Source organism: Bacillus sp. 2175 (genome assembly GCF_057812155.1).
In genome coordinates this window covers 1,655,653-1,677,368 of record NZ_CM173819.1, presented here as the reverse complement: position 1 = coordinate 1,677,368, position 21,716 = coordinate 1,655,653, and the positions used below count along the sequence as shown (strand labels likewise).

Below are 21,716 nucleotides of genomic sequence, written 5' to 3'. Positions count from 1 at the left end.
TTATTTATGAACGAACAGCCACTTCTCTAACGAGTGGATTATGTACTTGCACATAAATAGCTTGCTCCAATGGATTACTTAACTCATCGACATCGAAAAATCTCGTTAGTAAATTTGCTTTACACGCTAACTTATCTTCGTCCAATAATTCTCTTAAAAATGTAGAAGGTTCCCGGTTATATGGAAGGAATGATTCAAGTACAGACCTTAATTCCGAGAGAAGAATTTCCTCCTTAATTAATCCTGCTGTGCCAAAACCATTAATGAGGCCAAACATATGATTGAAAATTAAGTAGTAACGAAATCTCTCATCCACAATATAGTCGTCATATAAATTTCCAGTACGTTCTCCAATACCAGCTAATTCATTATTAAGCATCTCTTTCATTGAATTACAGAAATAAAATCCTTGATTATCACGGAAATAATATTTGACCGGATAACCATCTTTTAGCTGAACAACGCTATTTTGCTGATGAGCTTCTAATGCAACACCATACTGTAAATACATCCATACCATTGGCTTTAAAGAAATATTCATATATCGTCTAAACCACTCTAAGCTTACTTCTTCACAGCTTTTACTTTCTAAATCTGCTAGGCGATGAATAATATTCGATAACCGCGTACGCTCCCCAGGTATAGCGTCTTGAACTAGCCCAGCAATTAATGTTGCGTCGTTTGCATGTTCACTATAAAAAGGATTCTCACGAATAATCACTTCAAATCCAGATTCTTGTGTTCCATAATTTAATGTAATAAAGGCTGGATCACAAATAAAATCAAATCCTGGAAATCTTTCTCGTACTTCACCAATAGCCGTATTTAACATTTCCTTCCCTTCAAGACCACTCTCAAGTTCTTTCAGTTTATTAATACGCATTGAATTCGTTACTTTCACCGGAAATGAAAACTTAAGCATATACTTCGAATTGGGATGATATAGCGTCCTTAGTGATGATGTTGCCATATAATACTTACCTACAGGACCAATATACTCAAGCAATTCTTGAATTATCCAATCTTGTACGTAAGCTTGATGCAAGAGCCATTCTGCCTGAAGCGGATGAATTGGAATTAATGCATATTGATCTTCCTTACAGTACTTCGCTATAAATTCCTTACTAACCATCTCATCATTACTTAATTCTTCTTTTATAATCGTTGTTGTAGAATCTGATAATAATGATTTTTCATTTACTATACTTTTATGTGCCCGAAAATAATGAAGCTGACATTCCCCTTTTAATTCTGGAGAATACATTGCACTTTTCCAATCCAATATCCCCTGTCTACTCTTTGGTGTAGGATGAGTTAAATGCCCAAATAATAAAGACTGCTCCGCTTCTATAAAAGTTGTATGGAAACCGTATAATGCGGATGTATCTTCTATTCTCTCTTTTGTAAATTCCTCAATATTTTGACAACTACGGATAACTCGAAGCATAAGTTCCGCAGGATTCGTTCCTTCTCCGTAGTTGATCGACATCTCTTTTATTAAAAACGTAATAACTGTAACGTAATCTGCTGTAATAACGGAATTACTATCTCCAATTTGATAATAAAATTGTTCTCCAAACAAATGGCGATCTGTTGATGATTTATATATAACTTCTCCATACAAAGTAACGTTCTGTGCCGATAGCCGACAACATAAATATGTGGGGACTGTATCTCTATTCAACGTATTACTGAAGATACTTTTCATTCTTTCATCCTCTGTAATCCATTCTCCACTCCCTGTTTCTCTTAAATAACAGTTTAAAAAGCTTTGTAATGTTGCATGTTCTGCGATTTGTTTCGCATGCTGCATGTTGGTCCTGCTACTAAAAATATAGATAAATGTACATTCTTAGAGTATTCCTGCTTCTACGTGTCCTGTCTCGCCAATCACTCGCTACTACAGTTTGCTGTAACACTCCACAGGCGTAAATTCCGATGTAGCCCACCGTACATATATACAATCTATTTACGTTAGTATTATATATTCTTTTGCTTGTAAAAGGTTGATTGACGCGTTCAAATCTCTATCCATTACATTTCCACAGTCACATTCATATACTCGGTCGGATAGCTTTAAGTCTACTTTCTTTTGACCACAACATGAACATAGCTTTGAAGATGAATAGAACCTGTCTACTTGACGCAGTTCAATTCCATATTCCTCACACTTCGTCAATAACCATGTTTTAAATGTATAAAAGTACTGCTTAGCAACTGCTTTAGATAGATGTTTATTCTTCATCATACCTTTCACATTCAAATCTTCTACTGTAATAAACGTTGGCTTGGTTTTCACCACACCATTTACAACAGACTTTACATACGCTAATCGAATGTTTGCTAACTTGGCATGTAGTTTTTGCACCCTAAGAATGTTTTTATCTATATTCGCTCTTTTATTAGTAACAGAGTGTTCACCTCTCTTTTTTAGATTTTCAAATTTACGTGATAAAGAGCGTTGTTCACGTTTTAACCGCTTTTCTATCTTTTTTACTTTTCCTGTTTTGTTTATATTTTTGTGAATTTTCCCATCGCTACGTACAGCGAAATCTTTCACGCCTAAATCAATGCCTACACCCGTTGAATGGAGTGTTGGCTTCGCTTTTGTTTCTTCCAATTCACAAAGCACAGATACAAAATATTTTCCTGCTCTTTTAGCTATCGTTCCGCTTTTTACAACCGCATCTTTTGAAATATATCCATACTCTTTTAATCTCATCCATCCAATCGTAGGGATTTTTACTCTATGTCTTTCAACTATCCAATCTGTTTTGTTGTTTTTAGGGAAATAACATTTTACATCTTCATTTTTCTTTTTCTTGTAGCGTGGAAACTTAGATAAACCTTTAAAAAATCGCTTAAAAGCTTTATCTCCGTTCATAATCGCTTGTTTTACAGCTTTACTTGATATTTCTTTTATCCACTGGTCACATTCTTTTGTATGAATGTTGTTTAGCCATTTAGAAAATTCATAGCCACTAAGAAATTTCCCCTCGGATTCATATATCTCTTTGTTTTTTGAAAGATATAGATTGTAAACATACCTGCACACTCCAATCGTTTGATGGATCTTGGTTATTTGTTCATTTGTCGGCTTAATCTCTATTAGATATGCTTTTTTCATAGATCTTCATCCTCCGACATTCTCTTTTTGTATTTCCTCAATCTGTATATCCTACAACTAAATATGTGAATAACAGATATCAAATACTAAGCAAACTCTTCTTGTGGAGACAACCTTTCATTAGTAACAATGATAACTTTGACTCCCAACTTATGAAGAAATCCATCAAACCAATCATAATCAAAACGGAAAACCCTATCTTTGTGTGCGATGGTGATGGTTGAAACATTTCTCTCCATGCAGTCATCGAGCTTATATTTTTCATTACGCATATCCACGTTTACTTATGTTTTCACTTACTGTTAGTTCCTCCTCTTTATATTAACGCTATCGGAATTTCATATTATAATTGATAATGATATTCAATTCAAGAGTATATTTCAGAATTTTTTTATCAAATTAAATTTTTATTTTTTTCTTTCTTTTCTTTAATCTAGTTAAAAGTACACTAGAAAATTTCTTGCTTTCAAACTAATTACCTACTATTTTTTATTAATCCATTTTTTGATGGATTAATAAAAAGGTACACCAAATGAGGTATACCTTTCCCTATAATATGTTTACATAATATTATTATATGTATAATTCTATATAGCTGTTTGTTTTTGTAACAAATTTAAATCTCTCCAACAATACGCTGTTTCTTCTACCCTTACTCTCTCTAAAAATTTCGTATCAATTTTTTCAGGGGTAAATTTTTCATAAAACTTTTTAGAAGGATTATTCGTAACAACCCAAACTAAAAGTGATTGCATATCATTGTTTATACAATCCGATAATAAAGCTTGAAATAACTTTTGTCCTATTTTCATTCCTTGATACTGTTGTAAAAGGTAGATTGCATATAATTCTCCATCACAATTATATGTACCAGTTCTTTCTACTCCCCCATCGATGAATCCAACTATTTCTCCATTTAAATTCTCTGCTACAAATCTAAATTGATGATTACCTTCTTTTTGAAAAATATCTTCCCATTGTTTTTCTCGTTTCTCATATGCTATATTATCTAGAATTTCGTCAGCAAATATCCCTTTATACGCTGTCTTCCAACTATCAACATGCACCTTTGCTATACCTGGTATATCATCCTTTATTGCTCTTCTAATATGTATTCCCATCATTTCTCCCCCCTTATTACTCATCATTATATCAATTTCATTCCTTAAAAATCCAAATAAAAAAGAGTGAATTCACTTCACTCTTTTTTATCACAATTATCTACTTTCCACTTCAACTGAAACTACTCGATCAATCTCTTTCAGGGAACTATATAACTCTGTTGTATATAAATCTTCTGGAGCTAAAATAACCATCTCCAGTTGCTGAAATGCTCCACTATCTATATCTTTAATTTTCACGCGTTTCACATGCATGCCTAAATTTTTAATTTGCTTAAATATACCATCTAACTCATGATGCTCTTTAACAGTAATTTTTATAGATAAATCCTTTTGTCTTAATGAATACGGTCCTGCAATTTTCACAAGTTGCGGAAGTACATTAATCGCTAAAATAATTAAAACCATAGCAACTGTCGCTTGTAAATAAAATCCTGCACCAATTGCGATCCCTAAAGCTGAAGCAGCCCACACCATAGAAGCTGTTGTTAATCCAGAAATAACGTCATTACTTCTTCGTAAAATGACACCTGCGCCAAGAAAACCAATTCCACTAACAATTTGAGCGGCCAGTCGCATCGGATCCATATTTGTATGTCCTGGAACAGAATATACATGCACAGATTCAATTGAAACCATCGTAATTAAACAACTTGCTACAGAAATAACCATACTTGTTTTCACACCCAGTGGTTTATTCTTTAGCTGCCTATCTATCCCGATGAATAATCCTAAAAAGAGTGCTAAACCTAATTTGAGTAAAAATTCATATGACATATTCCCATTCTCCTTACTTTACAATGTTTCCCTTAGAATAACTCACTATAACTCTTTTATGATATCAATTCCAGTCTTTTCTATTCATTTAACGTAAAAAACCGAAAAAACATTTATAACGATGTTTCTCCGGCTTTTTATTACACTTTAGATTCTTCTTTATTTCTGATCTTTAATCTTAATTTCTGCATCTTTGTAGAATGCTAATTTACTGTCATTATACTCTTTTGTAAATTTGTTAAACTGCTCTTTCGACTTTTGTGCTTCCACATTTAATTCATTAACAGTTTTAACTTTTTCACCGATTTCTTTTAATTTCGTTTCTTTTACTTTTAATTTTTCATACAGTTCTTTTTCAGTCGCTAACACTTTCGTGTAATTTTCATTCATCTTTTGGAATGCATCATAACGATTCTTATACGACTCTTCTACTGCTTTTGCTTGTTTTTGTAACTTCTTATCTTCAATCTTCTCTATATTACTTTGAACAGATTTCGTTTCCTTCTGTGCTTTTTCTAGCATTTCTTTCTCACTTTTCAATACTTTTTCACGATCATCTACATTTGCAGTAGCTTGCTCTATTTTCTTCACAACTGCTTCATTATGATCTTTACCTTCTTGCAAAATTTGAGCATATAATTCTTGCCCTTGTTTCTCTAACTGCTCTAATTTTTTTGCTTCATCCACTAAAGATTTTTCTTGTGTTGCTGCTGTTTCAAAAGCTGTATATAGATTTTCTTCTGGCTTTTCACCGAAACAACCTGTTAAAAGTCCTACTGATAATGCTCCAACTACTGCTACTTTTCCATACTTCAACGTTCATTCCTCCATTACATACGGTTATCATGCCAGAAGTTCACTGGGAAGTGACTTTCTTCATGATAAGCTTCGAACTCATAACCTTTTTCTTTTAGCCCTTTTAAAATTGCTGGCACAGCAGCAACTGATTGCGGGTGAATATCATGCATTAAAATTACTTCTTGTGGTTTTGTTGCGTTTGTTAATACATTTTGAGCAATTTGTGCTGCAGCTGCATCAACTGGCATTTTATTGTATTTCCAATCTAATGAATCAATTGTCCAATCCCATACTTTAAATCCGCCTTCTACCACTTTATTTCGAAGACCTTCATTTAATCCAGGCATCGAACCATATGGAGGACGTGTTAATTTAGGTGATTTCCCAATAATATTAGCGATTAAACCTTGATCTTCTTTCATCTCATTTACATACTCGCCATTTTTATATAACTTTGCGAAATTATGTGTCATACTATGCATGCCTACATAATGACCCTCAGCATTTTCACGTTTCACTAAATCAGGAAATTCTTTTACATTCGCTCCAATTAAAAAGAACGTCGCCTTCGCATCATGTTGTTTTAGCGTATTTAATAATTCAGCCGTATATTTCCCTGGCCCATCGTCAAATGTAAGATAAGCAACTTTTCTTTCTTTTCCATTAAAACGACTTGGTGCCGTTTTATTCATTTCAACTTTCGGCTGTTCACTTGCAAGCTGCACTACATTTTCTTGTTTCGCAACAGCTTTTGCTGGTGAAGTAATTGATTGAAACATGTAATACCCAATAGCTACTGCGGCAATCGCTATTAAAACGACTACTATTTGTTTAATTTTTAAAGCTTTTTCCATTCTATCGAATTCCTCTCCCTATTAATCTTATATATAAATCGCCCAATATAATTATACATCTATTTATTTTTATTTCACCATATAAATAGATTTTATTTGTATTATAATGGGAGTTTTATCAAAATTGTTGTTCCTATTCCTTCTTTGCTTGTAACACTAAGCGCACCGCCATGAAGCTCTACCATTTTTTTAACGATAGCTAAACCAATACCTGCACCTGCAGCATGATTATTAATTTGGTAAAATGATTGCTCAATATATGGTAAATGTTCTTTAGCAATTCCAATACCTTCGTCTCTTACCTTAATCACTGCTTGTCCTTCTATTTTAGTCGCTTCAATGTGTATTGTGCTTTTTTCATGTGAATACTTAATTGCATTTTGAACAATATTCAAGAAAACTTGCTTTAGCCTATTTCGATCTCCCATCAATTCAATTCGGTCTATAGTAGTAATAAATTGAATTTCCTTCTCTTCCGATTTAGGAGTTAATTGCCAAATCGTCTCCTCTAGTATATCGTACAATTGCACCTTTTGTTTATATAAATTAAAATGATTTGATTGTAATCTTGAAAAATCTAGCAATTCTTCTACTAAATGAATTAACCTATCTGTCTCACCTGAAATAATGCCCATACCTTGCTTTATTTCTTCTTCTGTTAAATGATCTACTGTTTTTAACGTCTCACTCCAACCTTTAATTCCTGTTAAAGGCGTTCGTATTTCGTGCGAAATAGAAGCAATGAATTCATTTTTCATCTGCTCAGCCTTATCTATTTTATAGGCCATATAATTTAAACTATGTGCCAAGTCACCTAATTCTCCAGGATAATCTTCTTTAATTTTTTGCTTTAATGTGCCTTCTGCAATTTGTGAAGAGGCTTGAATAATGGATTCAATTGGCTCAACAAATGAATTTGCCAAACGTCTACTAATTAAGAAGGCAACTCCCGAAATAACAATACCTACAGAAATAGTAAACGTAATAATTTCAATAATCTTTTTATTTACATTTGTTAAAACAGTCGTGTATTTTAAAACACCAATAGTTTGTCCTTGATGTATAAGTGGGCTTAGCACCTCTAGTTGTTTTTTATTACCTTTCGTAGTAACTTGATTATACATTTCACCTTCTAATAATGATTGTGGAATATTCACTTTACCTTCTACCTTTTCACCACTTGAAGATTGTATAACCGAGCCGTGACGATCAATTAACTGTAATTCTGTTCCTTCTAATTGAAAGCTACTAATTATGTCACCACTATATTCTTGTAATCGAATAAAGTATAGTGAATTGTATTCTGAAAAAAAACGTGTACTCGTTTTCGCATGAGACTCTATATATTGCACAATACCATTATAATAGTATCGATAAATTGAGACTGAAAATACAACTTCAAATAATACAAGCATAAGTGTAATGACCGTCATAAAATATAGAGTCACTTTCCGTTTCATCTTATACTTTCCTTCCACACATATCCTTTTCCCCACACCGTAAGAATAAATTCAGGTTCTGATGGATTACATTCTATTTTTTGACGTAACCGTCTCATATTTACATCTACTACTTTCGTTTCACCTACGTAATTAGTTCCCCAAATCATATTTAAAATTTCATCACGCGAAACTGGCTTTGAAGCCTGATTCATTAAATACTGTAATATCATATACTCTGTAGGTGTTAAATCGACTAATTGTCCATCTTTATACAATCTTTCTTCTATAATATTTAACGAAAATGGACCTGACGTAACAATATTCGTTTTTTCTTCATGTACTTCTATTCTTCTTAATAAAGACTGTATACGTGCAGTTAATACTACTGGACTAAACGGTTTTGCAATATAATCATCTGCACCTATTCCTAGTCCTTGCACCTTATCTTCATCTTGTACACGTGCGGTTAACATAATAATACCCATTTTTTTATTTTCTTTCCTGATAGCCTTACAAACTTCTAAACCATCAATCCCCGGTAACATTACATCCAGCAGTGCTATATCAACAGTTTGTTCACTCAAAATCTGTAACGCTTCTTCTCCAGTAGTAGCTTCTATTACATAAAATCCAGCACGTTTTAAATTTAAAACAATAAAGCTACGGATTGTTAATTCATCTTCTAAAACTAAAATTTTTGACATAATTCCCACCTCCTACTCTTGTTGATAATCCGCTAGCGGTTTTATATATGCTTTCACTTTTTCAAATTTCGATTGCTTCGGTACTGCATATACGTGAGAAGCTGTTTTAATTGCTGCGCTGTAGCCTTTTATATTGAACCATTCTTTCCGCTTAAAAATATGAACTTCAAGCCATATTTCATTTGTTCTTGTATCCAAAAACTTTTGAGAATTTGATTCTTTTTGCTGATCTGGTATTGTAATTTTCCCTATTAACTCTTTAGGAATTTTCACATAATACCCTTTTTCTATATCTATATATCGTTCTTCAATTGGTTTAATTCCAGATTCACTCCACTGTATGTAACGTTCAAAAAGCGGACTATCACCATGTGATTTATCTTCCCAACCTTTTGGACGTACAGTACGAACAAATTCAATAATGCCGTCTTCATTAACATCTTTACTTTCTACAACATATTCATTAAATAAATCTTCTTTCCCATCTATAGGTAATACTTCATAATGATCCTGATCAAATTTTGCTACATAAGTTATACCTGAATGAGCGCCAACTCCTGCATCAATTACCACCGCCTTTAGTGATTTAGATATACGACCCATTTGTATTCTTTGAATACTATTTATAAATGGATCGTATGACACTTCAGATAAAGTCTTAAATTGTTCCATGAACTCAACTGTCAGCTTCTCATCTTTTTCAAATGTAACAAGGCTTATATCTTTCAGTCCATTTTCATTTAGATCCTCTATGAATAACTTCGTATAACTTCGATTATATATTTCCTTCATATCTTCATTTTCTTCCGAAAAAACATACATAACATGTTCTAACGATTCACGATTTACAGAGATTCCGATTAACAACTCTCTCTTCCCGTTCCCTGTAAAATCACCGACTTCAACGATATCTACATCTCCACCATCAAATTTATGTGTGGACTTTATTCTCCAGCCATTTCCGATTTCTTCATATACGGCTAAATATACGCTATGATCTTCATTCGGCAATTTATAAAATAAGATGGCTTCTTTCTTATTATCTTGTTTAAAATTCATTGACCAAATCATCTGTTTATCTTTGTTAGACATTGGAGTAAGTAAGCGATAATTAACAGGTAAATCTTTATCAATTTGTTCCTTTAATTCATTAATCCATTTTTCATTTGTAGGAGCTTCCATTAGACTTGTTGGAGCCTCAGACATTTTACATCCAGTCAATATAAAGATAATTCCCATCATGCTTAACCATTTCTGCATATGATATCTTTCCTTACCACAAATTTTGAATATGTCCTTTTACTTTTTTACCTATCCATTATACTCATACATATGAGTATAATTTTTCTAAACTAAAAAATCGTTACAGAAAAGTTACAAATACATTCCCATAAAAAAAGATTGGCAAAAGCCAATCTTTTTTTATTATTCGTTTCGGACTGATTTTGGCGTTACACCTAAATGATCATTTAATTTTTTGGAAATGTCTTTTACATTTTTTTCATTTGGAATGTAATAATAAATACCACCGATACGTTTATCTGTACCTTCTATTTGCATTTTTTCCATTTCCAAATTAGATCCTGCCATATTTTTTGTAATAGCAAGCATATCGTCAAATGTTAAGTTCGTTTTCATGTTTTTATCAACCGCATCCAGTAAAGAGCCCATTTTGCTAATTGATTGAACAGACATCGCTTTTTTAGCAATTGCTTCTATTACAAGTTGCTGTCTCTGTCCACGCATTGCGTCACTATCAATTTTACGCGTTCTTGCAAGTGCAAGTGCTTGTTCTCCATTTAAATGTTGGTAACCTTTTTCTAAATGGATCATACCAGCTTGGTCTTTACTATCTTGTTCAGTGAAAGTAACTGGTACATCAATATCAATACCACCAATTGAATCGACAATTTGTACGAATGATTCAAAGTTAAACTTCACATAATAATCAACAGGGACATTTAAAAATCTTTCCACCGTATCACGTGTGCTTTCTACGCCACCAAATACGTGAGCATGAGTAATTTTATCTAGTTTTTTTCTAGTTGGAATGTAAACACGTGAATCACGTGGAATACTTACTAGCTTAACAGACTTATCATCTTTATTAATTGTTGCTAATAAAAGTGCATCTGTTCGAACTGCTTCGCCATATTGGCTTTTTCTCATTTCACTTCCATCTACACCCATGATTAATATTGAAATATTATCCTTTAAAGGTTCAACTTCTTTATCACGCTTTGATGACTTATCAATTTTTGCATACGCATCATTTACAACAGCTTTTGCTTTATTATATATAAACGAACCATATCCTACTCCTCCAAAAATAAGTAGGAAAAATGGAATTAATATGAACCATTTCATTGACTTTCTTTTAGAACGCTTTTTATTACTTCTCGTATTTTGTTCTAATTCAGAGCTCATACCCATTCGCCTCTCTTTCTCTTTACCAAGTATAATGTAAGTCTATTTATCTTCATATTGAATTTCCTTTCACTAACCTTACAATTTTGTAAGGTTACTACTTAAACCCAATACGTATTCCATTTCACATTATACTCTCGTACTTATTTTTGGCAAGTCACTATTTACCAATTTCAAAAATTTAGCACTTCGCAACATACGGATTTACAAATTTATTAACTCTTTCATTTTAAATTAGAATGTCTTTTTCCTAACAAACGATATGAATAAAGAATCCAGCTAATTATAAAATCTCTATGAATACAGTATATTTAACTTTATTATTTCTCAAACGGCGTATACACACTTTTCTTCCCCTGATTATCAATGTAAGCCGACTTTGCTTTTATTTTCGTTTTTTCTACTTCCATGTCTTCATTTGAGAAGTTCACAATGATTTTAATATCTTTTCCATAAGAAACAGATTGTACTAGCTTATCTTCTGACAAATACGCAAAATTCGTCATCTCTTCTTTTACTGCTTTTTCATGAACTTCATTCCAAACTTTTAGATGCTCTGTAATTTCTTTTTTATGCTTATTCCACTCTACTTCATCTAAATGGTACAACGGAGGAACATTATACAATAATTCAGACAGCATTCGATTTCCAACTTCATCTTTTACCTTTAAACTTCCCCATTCCCAATGATGCGTTGTAATAACGGAATCATTGTATACTAATTTATATAATGGTACCGAATATACTGGGTTTAAATATACTTGTTTATATTCTTCTTTCAATGGTACTTGTTTTGCATATTTTTCAGGCACATTTTGATTTGGTGACCAATATCCACCGACATAATACGGACTTGTTTTATTTTTCCGCATATCTTCATCGTCCCATTTAATAACAGGTGTTTCAATTCCGTGTGCAAATGCAATCGTACTACTAGCAAAATCATTTCCGCCTTCAGAACCAACGACCATACCCTTTTCTTGCGCAATGTAGTCCATTCGTTTTAAACGTGCTTTTAAATCTTGCTCTTGTGTCGTTATATGTTTCGCTGAATAGTCATCGTAAATTTCACCTGTCGCATCACAATCAATAAACCATGAATTATATTTAGGACCATTTTGTAATATATCATTCATGCGTTCCTTTACACTAGGCAGCGATAAAGTCGGATTTAACTTGCGACCTCTTCCTAAAAAGCCTTGCACCTTTTCTCCGTTTTTCTTCGTTACAGTAGCCTCTTCGTATAATGACGGGTCATTAAAGGATGCTGTGTTCCAATTTTTATCACTTTTTTCGTGAATGGAATGATACGAATCATACGGACCAACTAAATACCCCATTTCCTTAGCTTTTGTCACGAAATTAGGTTGCATAAATCCTTGTTCCCAGTTCGGCAGACCAATCCACGCTTTTTCTATTCCTGCCTCTTTCATTTCCTTTAATATATCCGTTCCATCTGCATTACCCCATTTACTTACCTCTTCAACCGCATCACCAAGTAGCGACTTTAATAAATGCTTATTTAAGCTATACAATTCTGTATTCGTTAAGTGACCTACACCTTTCTTTAATAGCACACTAGCTTCCTGATTAACGTTTTGAAAAATATCCTCTTTATAAAATTCCTTCATCGATAATACTTCGTTTATATAACGTAAAATAACATTTTTTTGATACTTATCAATGAAATCTTGTTTACTTACTTGATCCAATACATTCAGTTCCCCAGGCTCGGAACTATTCTTTTGAATAAGTTCTTTTATATGACTAAACAGCGGGCTATTTATTTGCTCCCTTAGTTTTGGCCAATTTATATTATTTTCTAATAAACCATTTTGATTCCAAAAATAAAAATGCGCCGCTCCATATAACTTTTCGATTTCTTTATTTTTTCTAGCCTTTTCTTGTAATGTTTTAAATTCACCTTTTCGAACAATATCATCCTTATACAGTTTAGCAATGCTTACCGCATCATTATTTGTCACATATAATTGAAATCCATATGTTTTATTTTTATTTATGCTCGGAAATTCATGTGTAAAATCAAATCCTATTTTCGGATCCGAATGAAATTTCAATTCATTATTAAACATATTCGTTGCAATATATACAATTGAATATCTCGAACCATTTAATGCGAAAAACTTCATAGAAAATGATTCAGCAAATGAATATGCATCATCCTTTAAAAACTTCTTCCAATTCTCATCATTGCTCGGAATTTGCTTACCCTCCCATAACGGAAGTGTATAATTTTCAGCTTCTACTTTCGGCCATGTAAAGCTTTCTGCACCAGTCGATTCCACTTCAATGTTTAAGTGGTCTTTTTTCTTTTCTAATTTTATTTTTACTTTTTGATCTGGATATTCCCACGATGTACGATCCTTTTCTTTTTTTACATTCGATACCTTCATTTTCGGTAGGGGTTGTGATGCCTGTTCCTTTGCCCCCTCATGTTCTACAGTTAATGTGAATGTTTCTGGATTTACATCATAAGTAAAATCTTTATACGTCGCTTTCTTTATTTTAGACTCTTGTACAGCATTACTACCTTTTACGTCACAACCGACTAAAGTCGAAAACGACATAGTTGTAAGAAGACATATCGCTATCATTTTTTTCATCCTCTGCACCTCCACCAATGAATATACAGATGCTTTGTTACAGGAATGTGGCAAAAAATAATAGAGCTAGCATTTTGCTAGCTCTGTTTGGAGTATTAAAAGTTGATATGAACAACTATAATTCGCTTAGAAAATATGTAATACAGTAACTACATTTTTTCTCAACAATTATGAAACTAAACAAATCAAAATTTTAACAAGCATTCTTCAACTGAAAAAATAAGTGTATACAATATATCCTAAAAGTAGTACTAAAATGATTATTCCTGTACCTTTCCGATTCATACCGCCTGCTATATCAACTGGACTACCCGTTTCCGCTCTATTGAGTCCGTCACGTAAAGAACCCGTAGGATTACTTTTTAATTCACTTTGTCTCATACGCTCTCTTTTTTCTTCTGGTGACTCTTTATTCATTTAATCACCTCCAAAATGAATGCACTCTTTACTTACATTATTCAAAATCAACATTTGTTTTATATTTTTCCGAAAAAACCTAATTTAAAATAGGTTTGCAACGTAAAGAAAGCTAGCCATGCCAGCTTTCTTTACGATCCAATATGCTCTTCCTTATTTACAATAATACCTTTATGGTCGATTTCAAGCTCACATACTTTCATATCTGTAAATACTCTCGCTAATTGCTCAGCGATTTCTTGACGCTTCTCATATGGCGTTAATATAAAAATAGATGGCCCCGCACCACTAAGTGCTGTGCCGTACGCACCAAATTCTTTTGCGCATTTACGAATAGATGGTAATAATGGTACGAGTTCTAAACGATATGGTTCGTGAAAATGGTCTCTCTCCATCATTTCACCTACAACTTCCCACCGCTTTTGACATAATGCAGCTACTAATACGTTACTTATCGCACTAGCTTTAACTGCCTCATGAAACGGAAACATCTTTGGTAATACAGATCGACTTTCATCTGTATTTAATTCTGCATTCGGAATGAGAGAAATTACCCCCAATTCCTTGCTCTCAATTCTTACGACGGAAACATCCTTTCCATCAAGTGCTCCAATTACAGTTCCACCTAATATAGAAGCAGCAACATTATCAGGATGTCCTTCAAAATTTGTAGCAATTTGAACTTTTTGATCAGCAGTTAAGTTCAAATTGCCTAGTTGATTCGCAAGCTCTATCCCAGCTACAATCGCTGATGCACTACTTCCTAGCCCTCTCGTTAATGGGATATTACTAGTAACTTCTATTATATGGGGTGATATAGAAGGACATACTTTACATGCCGTGCTAACGATTAAATTTTTATCGTCTGTCGGTATTGATTCTTCAAAGGAATGGATTACTTGCCATTTATCAGCTTTTTCTTTAACCACCACACCTAAATACAATGACAAAGCTATTCCAACTGAATCAAATCCAGGACCAACATTCGCCGTACTAGCAGGGACACGAACGCTAAATGGTATCACGACATAATCACCCCTTTAATATGATCTTTAATTTGTTCTATATCATTTGACACACTTGCGATGTCTAGTTGATTTGAAGAAATAGCGATATCAGGATCCTTCAAACCATTTCCAGTTAATACCGCAACAACTGTTTCTCCCTTTTTGATTTTCCCAGATTGAACATGTTTAATTACGCCGGCTAATGAAGCATTTGATCCTGGTTCAGCGAAAACTCCTTCAGTTTTTGCTAATAACCTATACGCATGTAAAATTTCTTCATCTGATACCATATCTATTTCACCACGAGACTGCTCGGCAGCCTCTACTGCATACGACCAACTTGCTGGGTTACCGATGCGAATCGCTGTTGCAATTGTTTCAGGCTCTTCAATTACATGCCCTTTTACAATTGCAGCTGCTCCTTCCGCTTCAAAGCCATGAATTCTTGGCTTTTTATAACCTTTTTCTTTCTCATATTCACAGAAGCCTTTCCAATACGCTGTAATATTCCCTGCATTCCCAACAGGGATAGCTAGAACATCTGGTGCATTTTGCAATTGGTCACAAATTTCAAACGCTGCTGTTTTTTGCCCTTCAATTCGATAAGGATTTACTGAGTTTACTAACGTAATCGGCTCTTCTGCAGCAATATTTCTTACAGCCTTAAGCGCATCATCGAAATTCCCTTCTATTGAAATAATTTCAGCTCCATAAGCGACCGCTTGCGCTAATTTTCCATGTGCAATCTTTCCTTCTGGTATTACGATAATGCATTTCATCCCAAGACGTGCCGCATATGCTGCAGCTGACGCTGATGTATTACCTGTTGATGCACAAATGATTGCTTCTGAACCTTCTTCTTTCGCCTTAGCAACTGCCATGACCATACCACGATCTTTAAAAGAACCTGTCGGATTCGCTCCTTCGTACTTACCATATAGCTGAATCCCTAATTGTTTTGATATATTTAATAATGGAATAAGTGGTGTGTTTCCTTCCATTAAGCTGACATCAGGTGTATTTTCATTCACCGGTAAATAAGACGCATATTGTTTTAATAGTCCTTTATACATATTGTTTTTCCTCCTCAATAATGTAGTAACTGTTTATTTCACTTGCGACAGCTTCTATCGCTTCTAAAACTCGTTCAAATTGATACTTGGAAGTTCGATGTGTCACAACAACGACTTCTGCCAGTTCACGGTTTAAAGGTAATTGAATAACCTCTTTTAAACTTACAGAATAATTAACGAAACATTCTGTTATTTTTTGCAACATCCCAGGCTCATCTTGTAATGAAATGCGTAAGAAATATTTCGAAACTACTTCTTCATCACCTTGTAATTCATAAGGAACTGGTTCTTTTAACGCACTTTTATTTTTCGGAACTTGATTCATATTTTTAACGATTGAAATAATATCACTTACTACAGCAGAACCAGTCGGTAACTTCCCAGCTCCGGGTCCATAAAACATCACTTCTCCTACCGCTTGGCCATGGACATACACCGCATTAAATTCATTATTCACATTTGATAATGGATGCTGGCTCGGTAAAAGCGTCGGTTCTACACTTAAATGAATGGCTGGTCCTTGTTTTTCAGCTTTACCAATTAACTTCATAGTAAATCCTAACTTTTCAGCCATTTGTAAATCTTCTTTTTCGACCTTTCGAATCCCTCTTACTTGCACATCATCTAATGAAACATTCATCGAAAAACCTAAGTTTGCAAGAATTGCTACTTTTCTCGCCGCATCTAGTCCATCTACATCTGCTGTCGGATCCGATTCTGCAAAGCCTAATTTTTGTGCTTCCTGTAAAGCCTCTTCATAAGACCATCCATTTTGACTCATTTTTGTTAACATATAATTTGTTGTACCATTTACAATTCCCATTATTTTTTCAATTTGATCTGATGCTAACCCATCAGTTAGTCCTCTTAACACTGGAATACCGCCCGCTACACTCGCTTCGTAACATAAATCACAATCATTATCGTTCGCCAGTTGAAGAAGCTCTGCACCATATACAGCCATTAAATCTTTATTTGCTGTTACGACATGTTTTTTATTTCGTAAAGCCTTAACAATATGCTGTTTTGCTTCTTCAATTCCGCCCATTACCTCTACTACAATATCAATATTTGAATCATTTAGAACTTCATCTGCATGACTTGTTACTGCAATTCCATCAATACAAACATCGCGTTCTTTTTCCAAATCACGTACAACGACTGTTTTCACTTTCACTTCGTATCCTGTATCAAGTGCGATTTTTTTATAATGTTCTTTCAAAATATGAACAACACCACTTCCGACCGTACCTAAACCTAATACCCCAACATTTATAACGTTATTCATCTTCTAATCTCCTCCTAAAAGTTTAATTGTTACATCTATAAATCACCTTACTCTGCTTTTTTGTCATGCAGGTGGTGGTTATTTCCGTACTTATAAATCGTTTCATATTACCGCACCTCCTCGTATGATAAAGTTAGGTTTTTTAGGAAAGGGATTTACCTATAAACCCGTGAGTATCTAGTTATATGAGATACTTATATTTGTAGATAGAGTGTTGCCGACCACCTCCTTGAATCTTTGTATTCGGTTGAAAGAATGGTACCTCTGTCTAATAAGTAGTTTACGAATGAGTTGGATGTTGATGACCATTGGTCATTCTTCGTATCTCTTACGAGGTAGTAGCGCTTATTAGTTCAGAGGAGGACAACACTATCTAACACTGATTAAAATAGGGGTGTAAGCTATGTTCTATTTAGGTATTGATATCGCTAAACATAAACATTATGCGTCCATTATCGACCAAACTGGAAAACCTATTACTAAGCCATTTCCCTTTCAGAATCATAAAGAAGGCGGACAAGCACTGTTAAATTGGATGTACCAATATATTGAGTCTCCTACAGAAATACTGATTGGAATGGAGGCAACAGGACATTATTGGTTAGCCGTTTATTCTTTTCTACTTGATCATGGCTTCTCAGTCGTTGTATTAAATCCAATTCAAACCAATGCTTGGCGAAAAGGAACAGAAATTAGAAAGCGAAAAACAGACGCCATTGATGCCACTATGATTGCCGATATCATTCGATTCGGCCGTTTTGTTGAAACCCCACTTGTGGACGAGAAAATGTTCGCTCTAAAACAAATGAGCCGCTTTCGTAATGCGCTTGTAAGTAATATGAGTGATTTAAAACGAAAAGCTCTTGTCGTATTAGATCAGACTTTCCCAGAGTACCAAAGCATCTTTTCGGATGTTTTTGGTAAAACTTCTTCGCAAATCTTACTTGAATATGCCTCTCCTAGTGACTATGAACAGATATCTATTGATGATTTAACACAAATAATTGAGCAAACCAGTCGTAATCGACTGGGGAAGAAAACAGCCAACAAGCTAATGGAATTAGCCTCTAATTCGTTTGGTGTTACCTTCTGTAAAGACGCTTTTTCCTTCCAACTAAAAATGTTGATGGAACAAATTCGTTTTATCGAAGATCAAATCAAAGAATGTGAAGAAGAAATGTCACAACTTTTAATTGATTTAGATACTCCTATCATGACAATACCTGGTGTTGGGCCCATTTTAGGAGCCACTATACTAAGTGAAATTGGGGATATTCACCGCTTTGACAAACCATCTAAACTTGTCGCTTACGCAGGCATTGATGCCTCTGTGTCCCAATCTGGACAATTTGAAGCCTCAGGTACGTCTATATCCAAACGTGGTTCTTCTCATTTGCGTAGAGCCTTATTCCAAGCGGCTATTACAGCGCATAAACATGACCCTGTATTAAAAGCTTTTTATGAAAAGAAACGAAAGCAAGGAAAGCACTACTATGTTTGTATAGGGGCGGTAGCTAGAAAGCTGTGTTACATTATCTATGCCATTCTTAAAAGCAATAAGCCTTATGAAGTACCACCTCACACAACAGAAACATGACCTTTTCATTTTTTTTGAAAATCCTTAGGTTTATTTGGCACGCCCTTTTTTAGAAAAACACCCCCTATTTATATAAAAAACTCCCCTTGACTTCTCATAGTTGGTCTTTCAAAGTAAAAAAACACACCCATCCCTAGGAAAGGGACGAATGTGTTTTCGTGGTTCCACCCTTGTTCCAATCTAGACGTATTTCCTCCTAGATTGCTCAAGTTCAGATAACGGCTGATACCGCCAATAATTACTAGATTACTCGTTCACTATTGAAGTTCAAAGGTGGTAAAATCATTTCTCGTGTTAGGAAGCTCACACCCTTGGCTTCCCTCTCTGTAAACCGTAAAAATGATTTCGTGTCCTTATCGTTACTTTTTCGTTCATGTTTATTTGTTAACTCATTATACTCGCATAAAAAACAAAATCAATACTATTTTTTAATTATTTTAAATTTTCAATCTCTTATACCATAAAAAACACACTCATCCCTAGGAAAGGGACGAATGTGTTTTCGTGGTTCCACCCTTGTTCCAATCTAGACGTATCTCCTTCTAGATTGCTCAAGTTCAGATAACGGCTGATACCGCCAATAATTACTAGATTACTCGTTCACTATTGAAGTTCAAAGGTGGTAAAATCATTTCTCGTGTTAGGAAGCTCACACCCTTGGCTTCCCTCTCTGTAAACCGTAAAAATGATTTCGTGTCCTTATCATTACTTTTTCGTTCATGTCTATTTGTTAACTTATTATAGTTATCAAATTTTTAAAAAGCAAGCCTATTTTTACTAACTATTTTCAAAATGATTTTTTATTATATTTCACAATAGCATTATGCAACTGCCACTCAATTTACCTATTTTGTCATTTCTCCAGTTAATAAATCAACGGTTCATATATAAAGTGAAGGCTAATAATCAGTGGGGATTTTGTTCATCCCCACTGATTATTAGCCTTCACCAATCGGGCTTTTACGGGCAGTTGATCCCCACCTAACTTCTTTGCTTTCGCTGAATTTTGAGGTAGGGGTGTTACTGCCCGTTAATGCGGGATAAATCCCCATTCTAAAACCCGTACATACTCACCTTACAAAATTATATCAATAAAATTTTTAATACAATCTTTTTGTATAACTTTCTTCTAAAGAACGTGCAACATCTTCTTCTGAAGCATTCACTTTCGCATGCTCTAACAACATTTTTGCTGCTGAAGGTAACTCTTTTTTATTTAACCAAGATTCTGGATCCCATATCTTCGAACGAATAAACGCTTTTGCACAATGAATGTAACACTCTTCTATTTCAACAACAATTCCAAGCAACGGATTACGTCCATTCGCCTGCATTTCTTTCAAAATTTCTTCATAGTTTGTAATATACGCTCGGCCATTTATTCTAAGTGTCTCCCCAAGACCTGGAATAAAAAAGAGTAGTCCTACACGTGGATTTGAAATAATATTCAAAATGGAGTCTATACGACGATTTCCTGGCCTTTCTGGAATGATAATTTTATTATTATTGAGTACGTATACAAATCCAGGTGCGTCTCCTCTCGGCGAGGCGTCACACTCCCCCAACTTATTTGCAGTAGATAATACTAGAAAAGGAGATTTAGAAAGGAAATCTACACAATGGTGGTCTAATGATGAAATAACTTTTTTCAATGCTCGCTCACTTGGTTTCCCCAATATTTTCCGTAACTCTTCCTCTGTTGAAATAATCGATTTTATTTCCATACGCTCTATCTCCACTTATAATCGCCCCTTTTTCTTTATTTTCCCAAAATTCAATACGAATATTGTATAATAAAATTTGCAGAAAGGGGAATTAAAATGACAGAGTGGTTAACAATATTTGATTCTGAAAGAAATACACTTGGGAAGAAATTACGCGATGAAGTGCATCGTGACGGTGATTGGCACGAAACATTTCATTGTTGGTTTGTAGAAAAAGATGCTAAAGATATATTCTTATATTTCCAATTACGCTCTAAAAATAAAAAAGAAGCTCCACTTATATGGGATATTACTTCAGCTGGACATATTATGCATGATGAAGATGTACAAATTGGTGGTCTTCGTGAAATCGAAGAAGAATTGGGGCTTTCCTTTCAAACTACTGATTTAGTATACAAAGGAATCTTTAAAATAGATTATGAAATTTCAAATCTTACTGATCGTGAATTTTGTCATATGTATTTTCACAATGTCATCAATCCACTTCCATTCGCACCAGGTGAAGAAGTAGACGATGTGATGAAAGTACATGCAACTTCTTTTCTACAACTATTAAATGGTGAAATTTCATCTTTTACAGCTAGTTCTGTTTTAAACAATAAACCAATTACAATAACATTTGAAGATATTTATCCGTATGATCTTGCATACTATGAATTTGTTATAGAGAAAGGAAAAGAATTATTAAAAAATAATAGTTTATAAATAAAATAGGACTCTTAGCATAATATTGCGT

19 protein-coding genes and 2 other annotated features are annotated in these 21,716 nt (G+C 34.1%); of the genes, 2 read left to right on the top strand and 17 right to left on the bottom strand.

Features of this window, described 5'->3' with window-relative positions:
* Positions 1–4: 4 nt before the first annotated feature.
* From ACXKY9_RS08980 to ACXKY9_RS08905, 16 genes are all read right to left on the bottom strand, one after another.
* Positions 5–1,813, bottom strand: a complete 1,809-nt coding sequence (locus tag ACXKY9_RS08980; protein ID WP_001163356.1) for an IucA/IucC family protein — start codon at positions 1,811–1,813, stop codon at positions 5–7.
* Positions 1,814–1,969: 156 nt separating this feature from the next.
* Positions 1,970–3,127, bottom strand: a complete 1,158-nt coding sequence (locus ACXKY9_RS08975) for an RNA-guided endonuclease InsQ/TnpB family protein (protein WP_000710470.1) — start codon at positions 3,125–3,127, stop codon at positions 1,970–1,972.
* Between the two features lie 86 nt (positions 3,128–3,213).
* A complete protein-coding gene (locus tag ACXKY9_RS08970) occupies positions 3,214–3,399 on the bottom strand; it encodes a recombinase family protein (protein ID WP_021728404.1) in 186 nt (61 codons plus the stop codon).
* 315 nt (positions 3,400–3,714) lie between these two features.
* Entirely contained in the window at positions 3,715–4,251 is a 537-nt protein-coding gene (locus tag ACXKY9_RS08965) for a GNAT family N-acetyltransferase (RefSeq protein ID WP_002100922.1), read from the bottom strand.
* A gap of 93 nt (positions 4,252–4,344) precedes the next feature.
* On the bottom strand, positions 4,345–5,025 hold the full coding sequence (locus ACXKY9_RS08960; RefSeq protein ID WP_000119510.1) for an MgtC/SapB family protein: 681 nt from the start codon (positions 5,023–5,025) through the stop codon (positions 4,345–4,347).
* 159 nt (positions 5,026–5,184) lie between these two features.
* The gene (locus ACXKY9_RS08955) at positions 5,185–5,841 is read right to left on the bottom strand and encodes a YkyA family protein (protein ID WP_000873565.1); all 657 of its coding nucleotides are present in this window, start codon (positions 5,839–5,841) and stop codon (positions 5,185–5,187) included.
* 14 nt (positions 5,842–5,855) lie between these two features.
* On the bottom strand, positions 5,856–6,677 hold the full coding sequence (locus tag ACXKY9_RS08950) for a peptidoglycan-N-acetylglucosamine deacetylase (RefSeq protein ID WP_000409482.1): 822 nt from the start codon (positions 6,675–6,677) through the stop codon (positions 5,856–5,858).
* A gap of 101 nt (positions 6,678–6,778) precedes the next feature.
* Entirely contained in the window at positions 6,779–8,137 is a 1,359-nt protein-coding gene (locus ACXKY9_RS08945) for a sensor histidine kinase (RefSeq protein WP_000824531.1), read from the bottom strand.
* Entirely contained in the window at positions 8,134–8,823 is a 690-nt protein-coding gene (locus tag ACXKY9_RS08940; RefSeq protein WP_000036070.1) for a response regulator transcription factor, read from the bottom strand. Before ACXKY9_RS08940 ends, ACXKY9_RS08945 begins: the two co-directional genes overlap by 4 nt.
* Before the next feature lie 12 nt (positions 8,824–8,835).
* Positions 8,836–10,083, bottom strand: a complete 1,248-nt coding sequence (locus ACXKY9_RS08935) for a hypothetical protein (RefSeq protein WP_001174860.1) — start codon at positions 10,081–10,083, stop codon at positions 8,836–8,838.
* Positions 10,084–10,248: 165 nt separating this feature from the next.
* Positions 10,249–11,250 carry an LCP family protein gene (locus tag ACXKY9_RS08930; RefSeq protein ID WP_002100920.1) on the bottom strand — a complete coding sequence of 334 codons (1,002 nt, stop codon included), beginning with the start codon at positions 11,248–11,250 and terminating at the stop codon, positions 10,249–10,251.
* A 320-nt stretch (positions 11,251–11,570) separates the two neighbouring features.
* Positions 11,571–13,874 (bottom strand): glycoside hydrolase, encoded by a 2,304-nt coding sequence (locus ACXKY9_RS08925; RefSeq protein ID WP_000738151.1) that lies wholly within the window; start codon positions 13,872–13,874, stop codon positions 11,571–11,573.
* A 207-nt stretch (positions 13,875–14,081) separates the two neighbouring features.
* Positions 14,082–14,291, bottom strand: coding sequence for a DUF6366 family protein (locus ACXKY9_RS08920; protein ID WP_001031481.1), 210 nt, complete (start codon positions 14,289–14,291; stop codon positions 14,082–14,084).
* Positions 14,292–14,422: 131 nt separating this feature from the next.
* Entirely contained in the window at positions 14,423–15,316 is an 894-nt protein-coding gene (gene thrB / locus ACXKY9_RS08915) for a homoserine kinase (RefSeq protein WP_000612105.1), read from the bottom strand.
* Complete coding sequence (thrC, locus tag ACXKY9_RS08910; protein WP_000276439.1) at positions 15,313–16,371, bottom strand: threonine synthase; 1,059 nt, start codon at positions 16,369–16,371, stop codon at positions 15,313–15,315. Before thrC ends, thrB begins: the two co-directional genes overlap by 4 nt.
* Positions 16,364–17,659 (bottom strand): homoserine dehydrogenase, encoded by a 1,296-nt coding sequence (locus ACXKY9_RS08905; RefSeq protein ID WP_001066899.1) that lies wholly within the window; start codon positions 17,657–17,659, stop codon positions 16,364–16,366. Before ACXKY9_RS08905 ends, thrC begins: the two co-directional genes overlap by 8 nt.
* A 403-nt stretch (positions 17,660–18,062) precedes the next feature.
* Here ACXKY9_RS08905 and ACXKY9_RS08900 point away from each other — a divergent pair, with 403 nt between their 5' ends.
* Complete coding sequence (locus ACXKY9_RS08900; RefSeq protein ID WP_000499523.1) at positions 18,063–19,256, top strand: IS110-like element ISBth13 family transposase; 1,194 nt, start codon at positions 18,063–18,065, stop codon at positions 19,254–19,256.
* A 137-nt stretch (positions 19,257–19,393) separates the two neighbouring features.
* Positions 19,394–19,625, bottom strand: a binding site (T-box leader).
* Between the two features lie 114 nt (positions 19,626–19,739).
* Positions 19,740–19,971: a binding site (T-box leader), on the bottom strand.
* Between the two features lie 385 nt (positions 19,972–20,356).
* Here ACXKY9_RS08900 and ACXKY9_RS08895 read toward each other — a convergent pair.
* Positions 20,357–20,995: a pyridoxamine 5'-phosphate oxidase family protein gene (locus ACXKY9_RS08895; RefSeq protein ID WP_000402136.1), complete on the bottom strand. Its 639-nt coding sequence runs from the start codon at positions 20,993–20,995 to the stop codon at positions 20,357–20,359.
* A gap of 81 nt (positions 20,996–21,076) precedes the next feature.
* On the opposite strand from ACXKY9_RS08895, the gene ACXKY9_RS08890 reads away from it, so the two are divergent.
* A complete protein-coding gene (locus tag ACXKY9_RS08890; protein ID WP_000141381.1) occupies positions 21,077–21,685 on the top strand; it encodes an NUDIX hydrolase in 609 nt (202 codons plus the stop codon).
* The last annotated feature ends 31 nt before the right edge of the window (positions 21,686–21,716 follow it).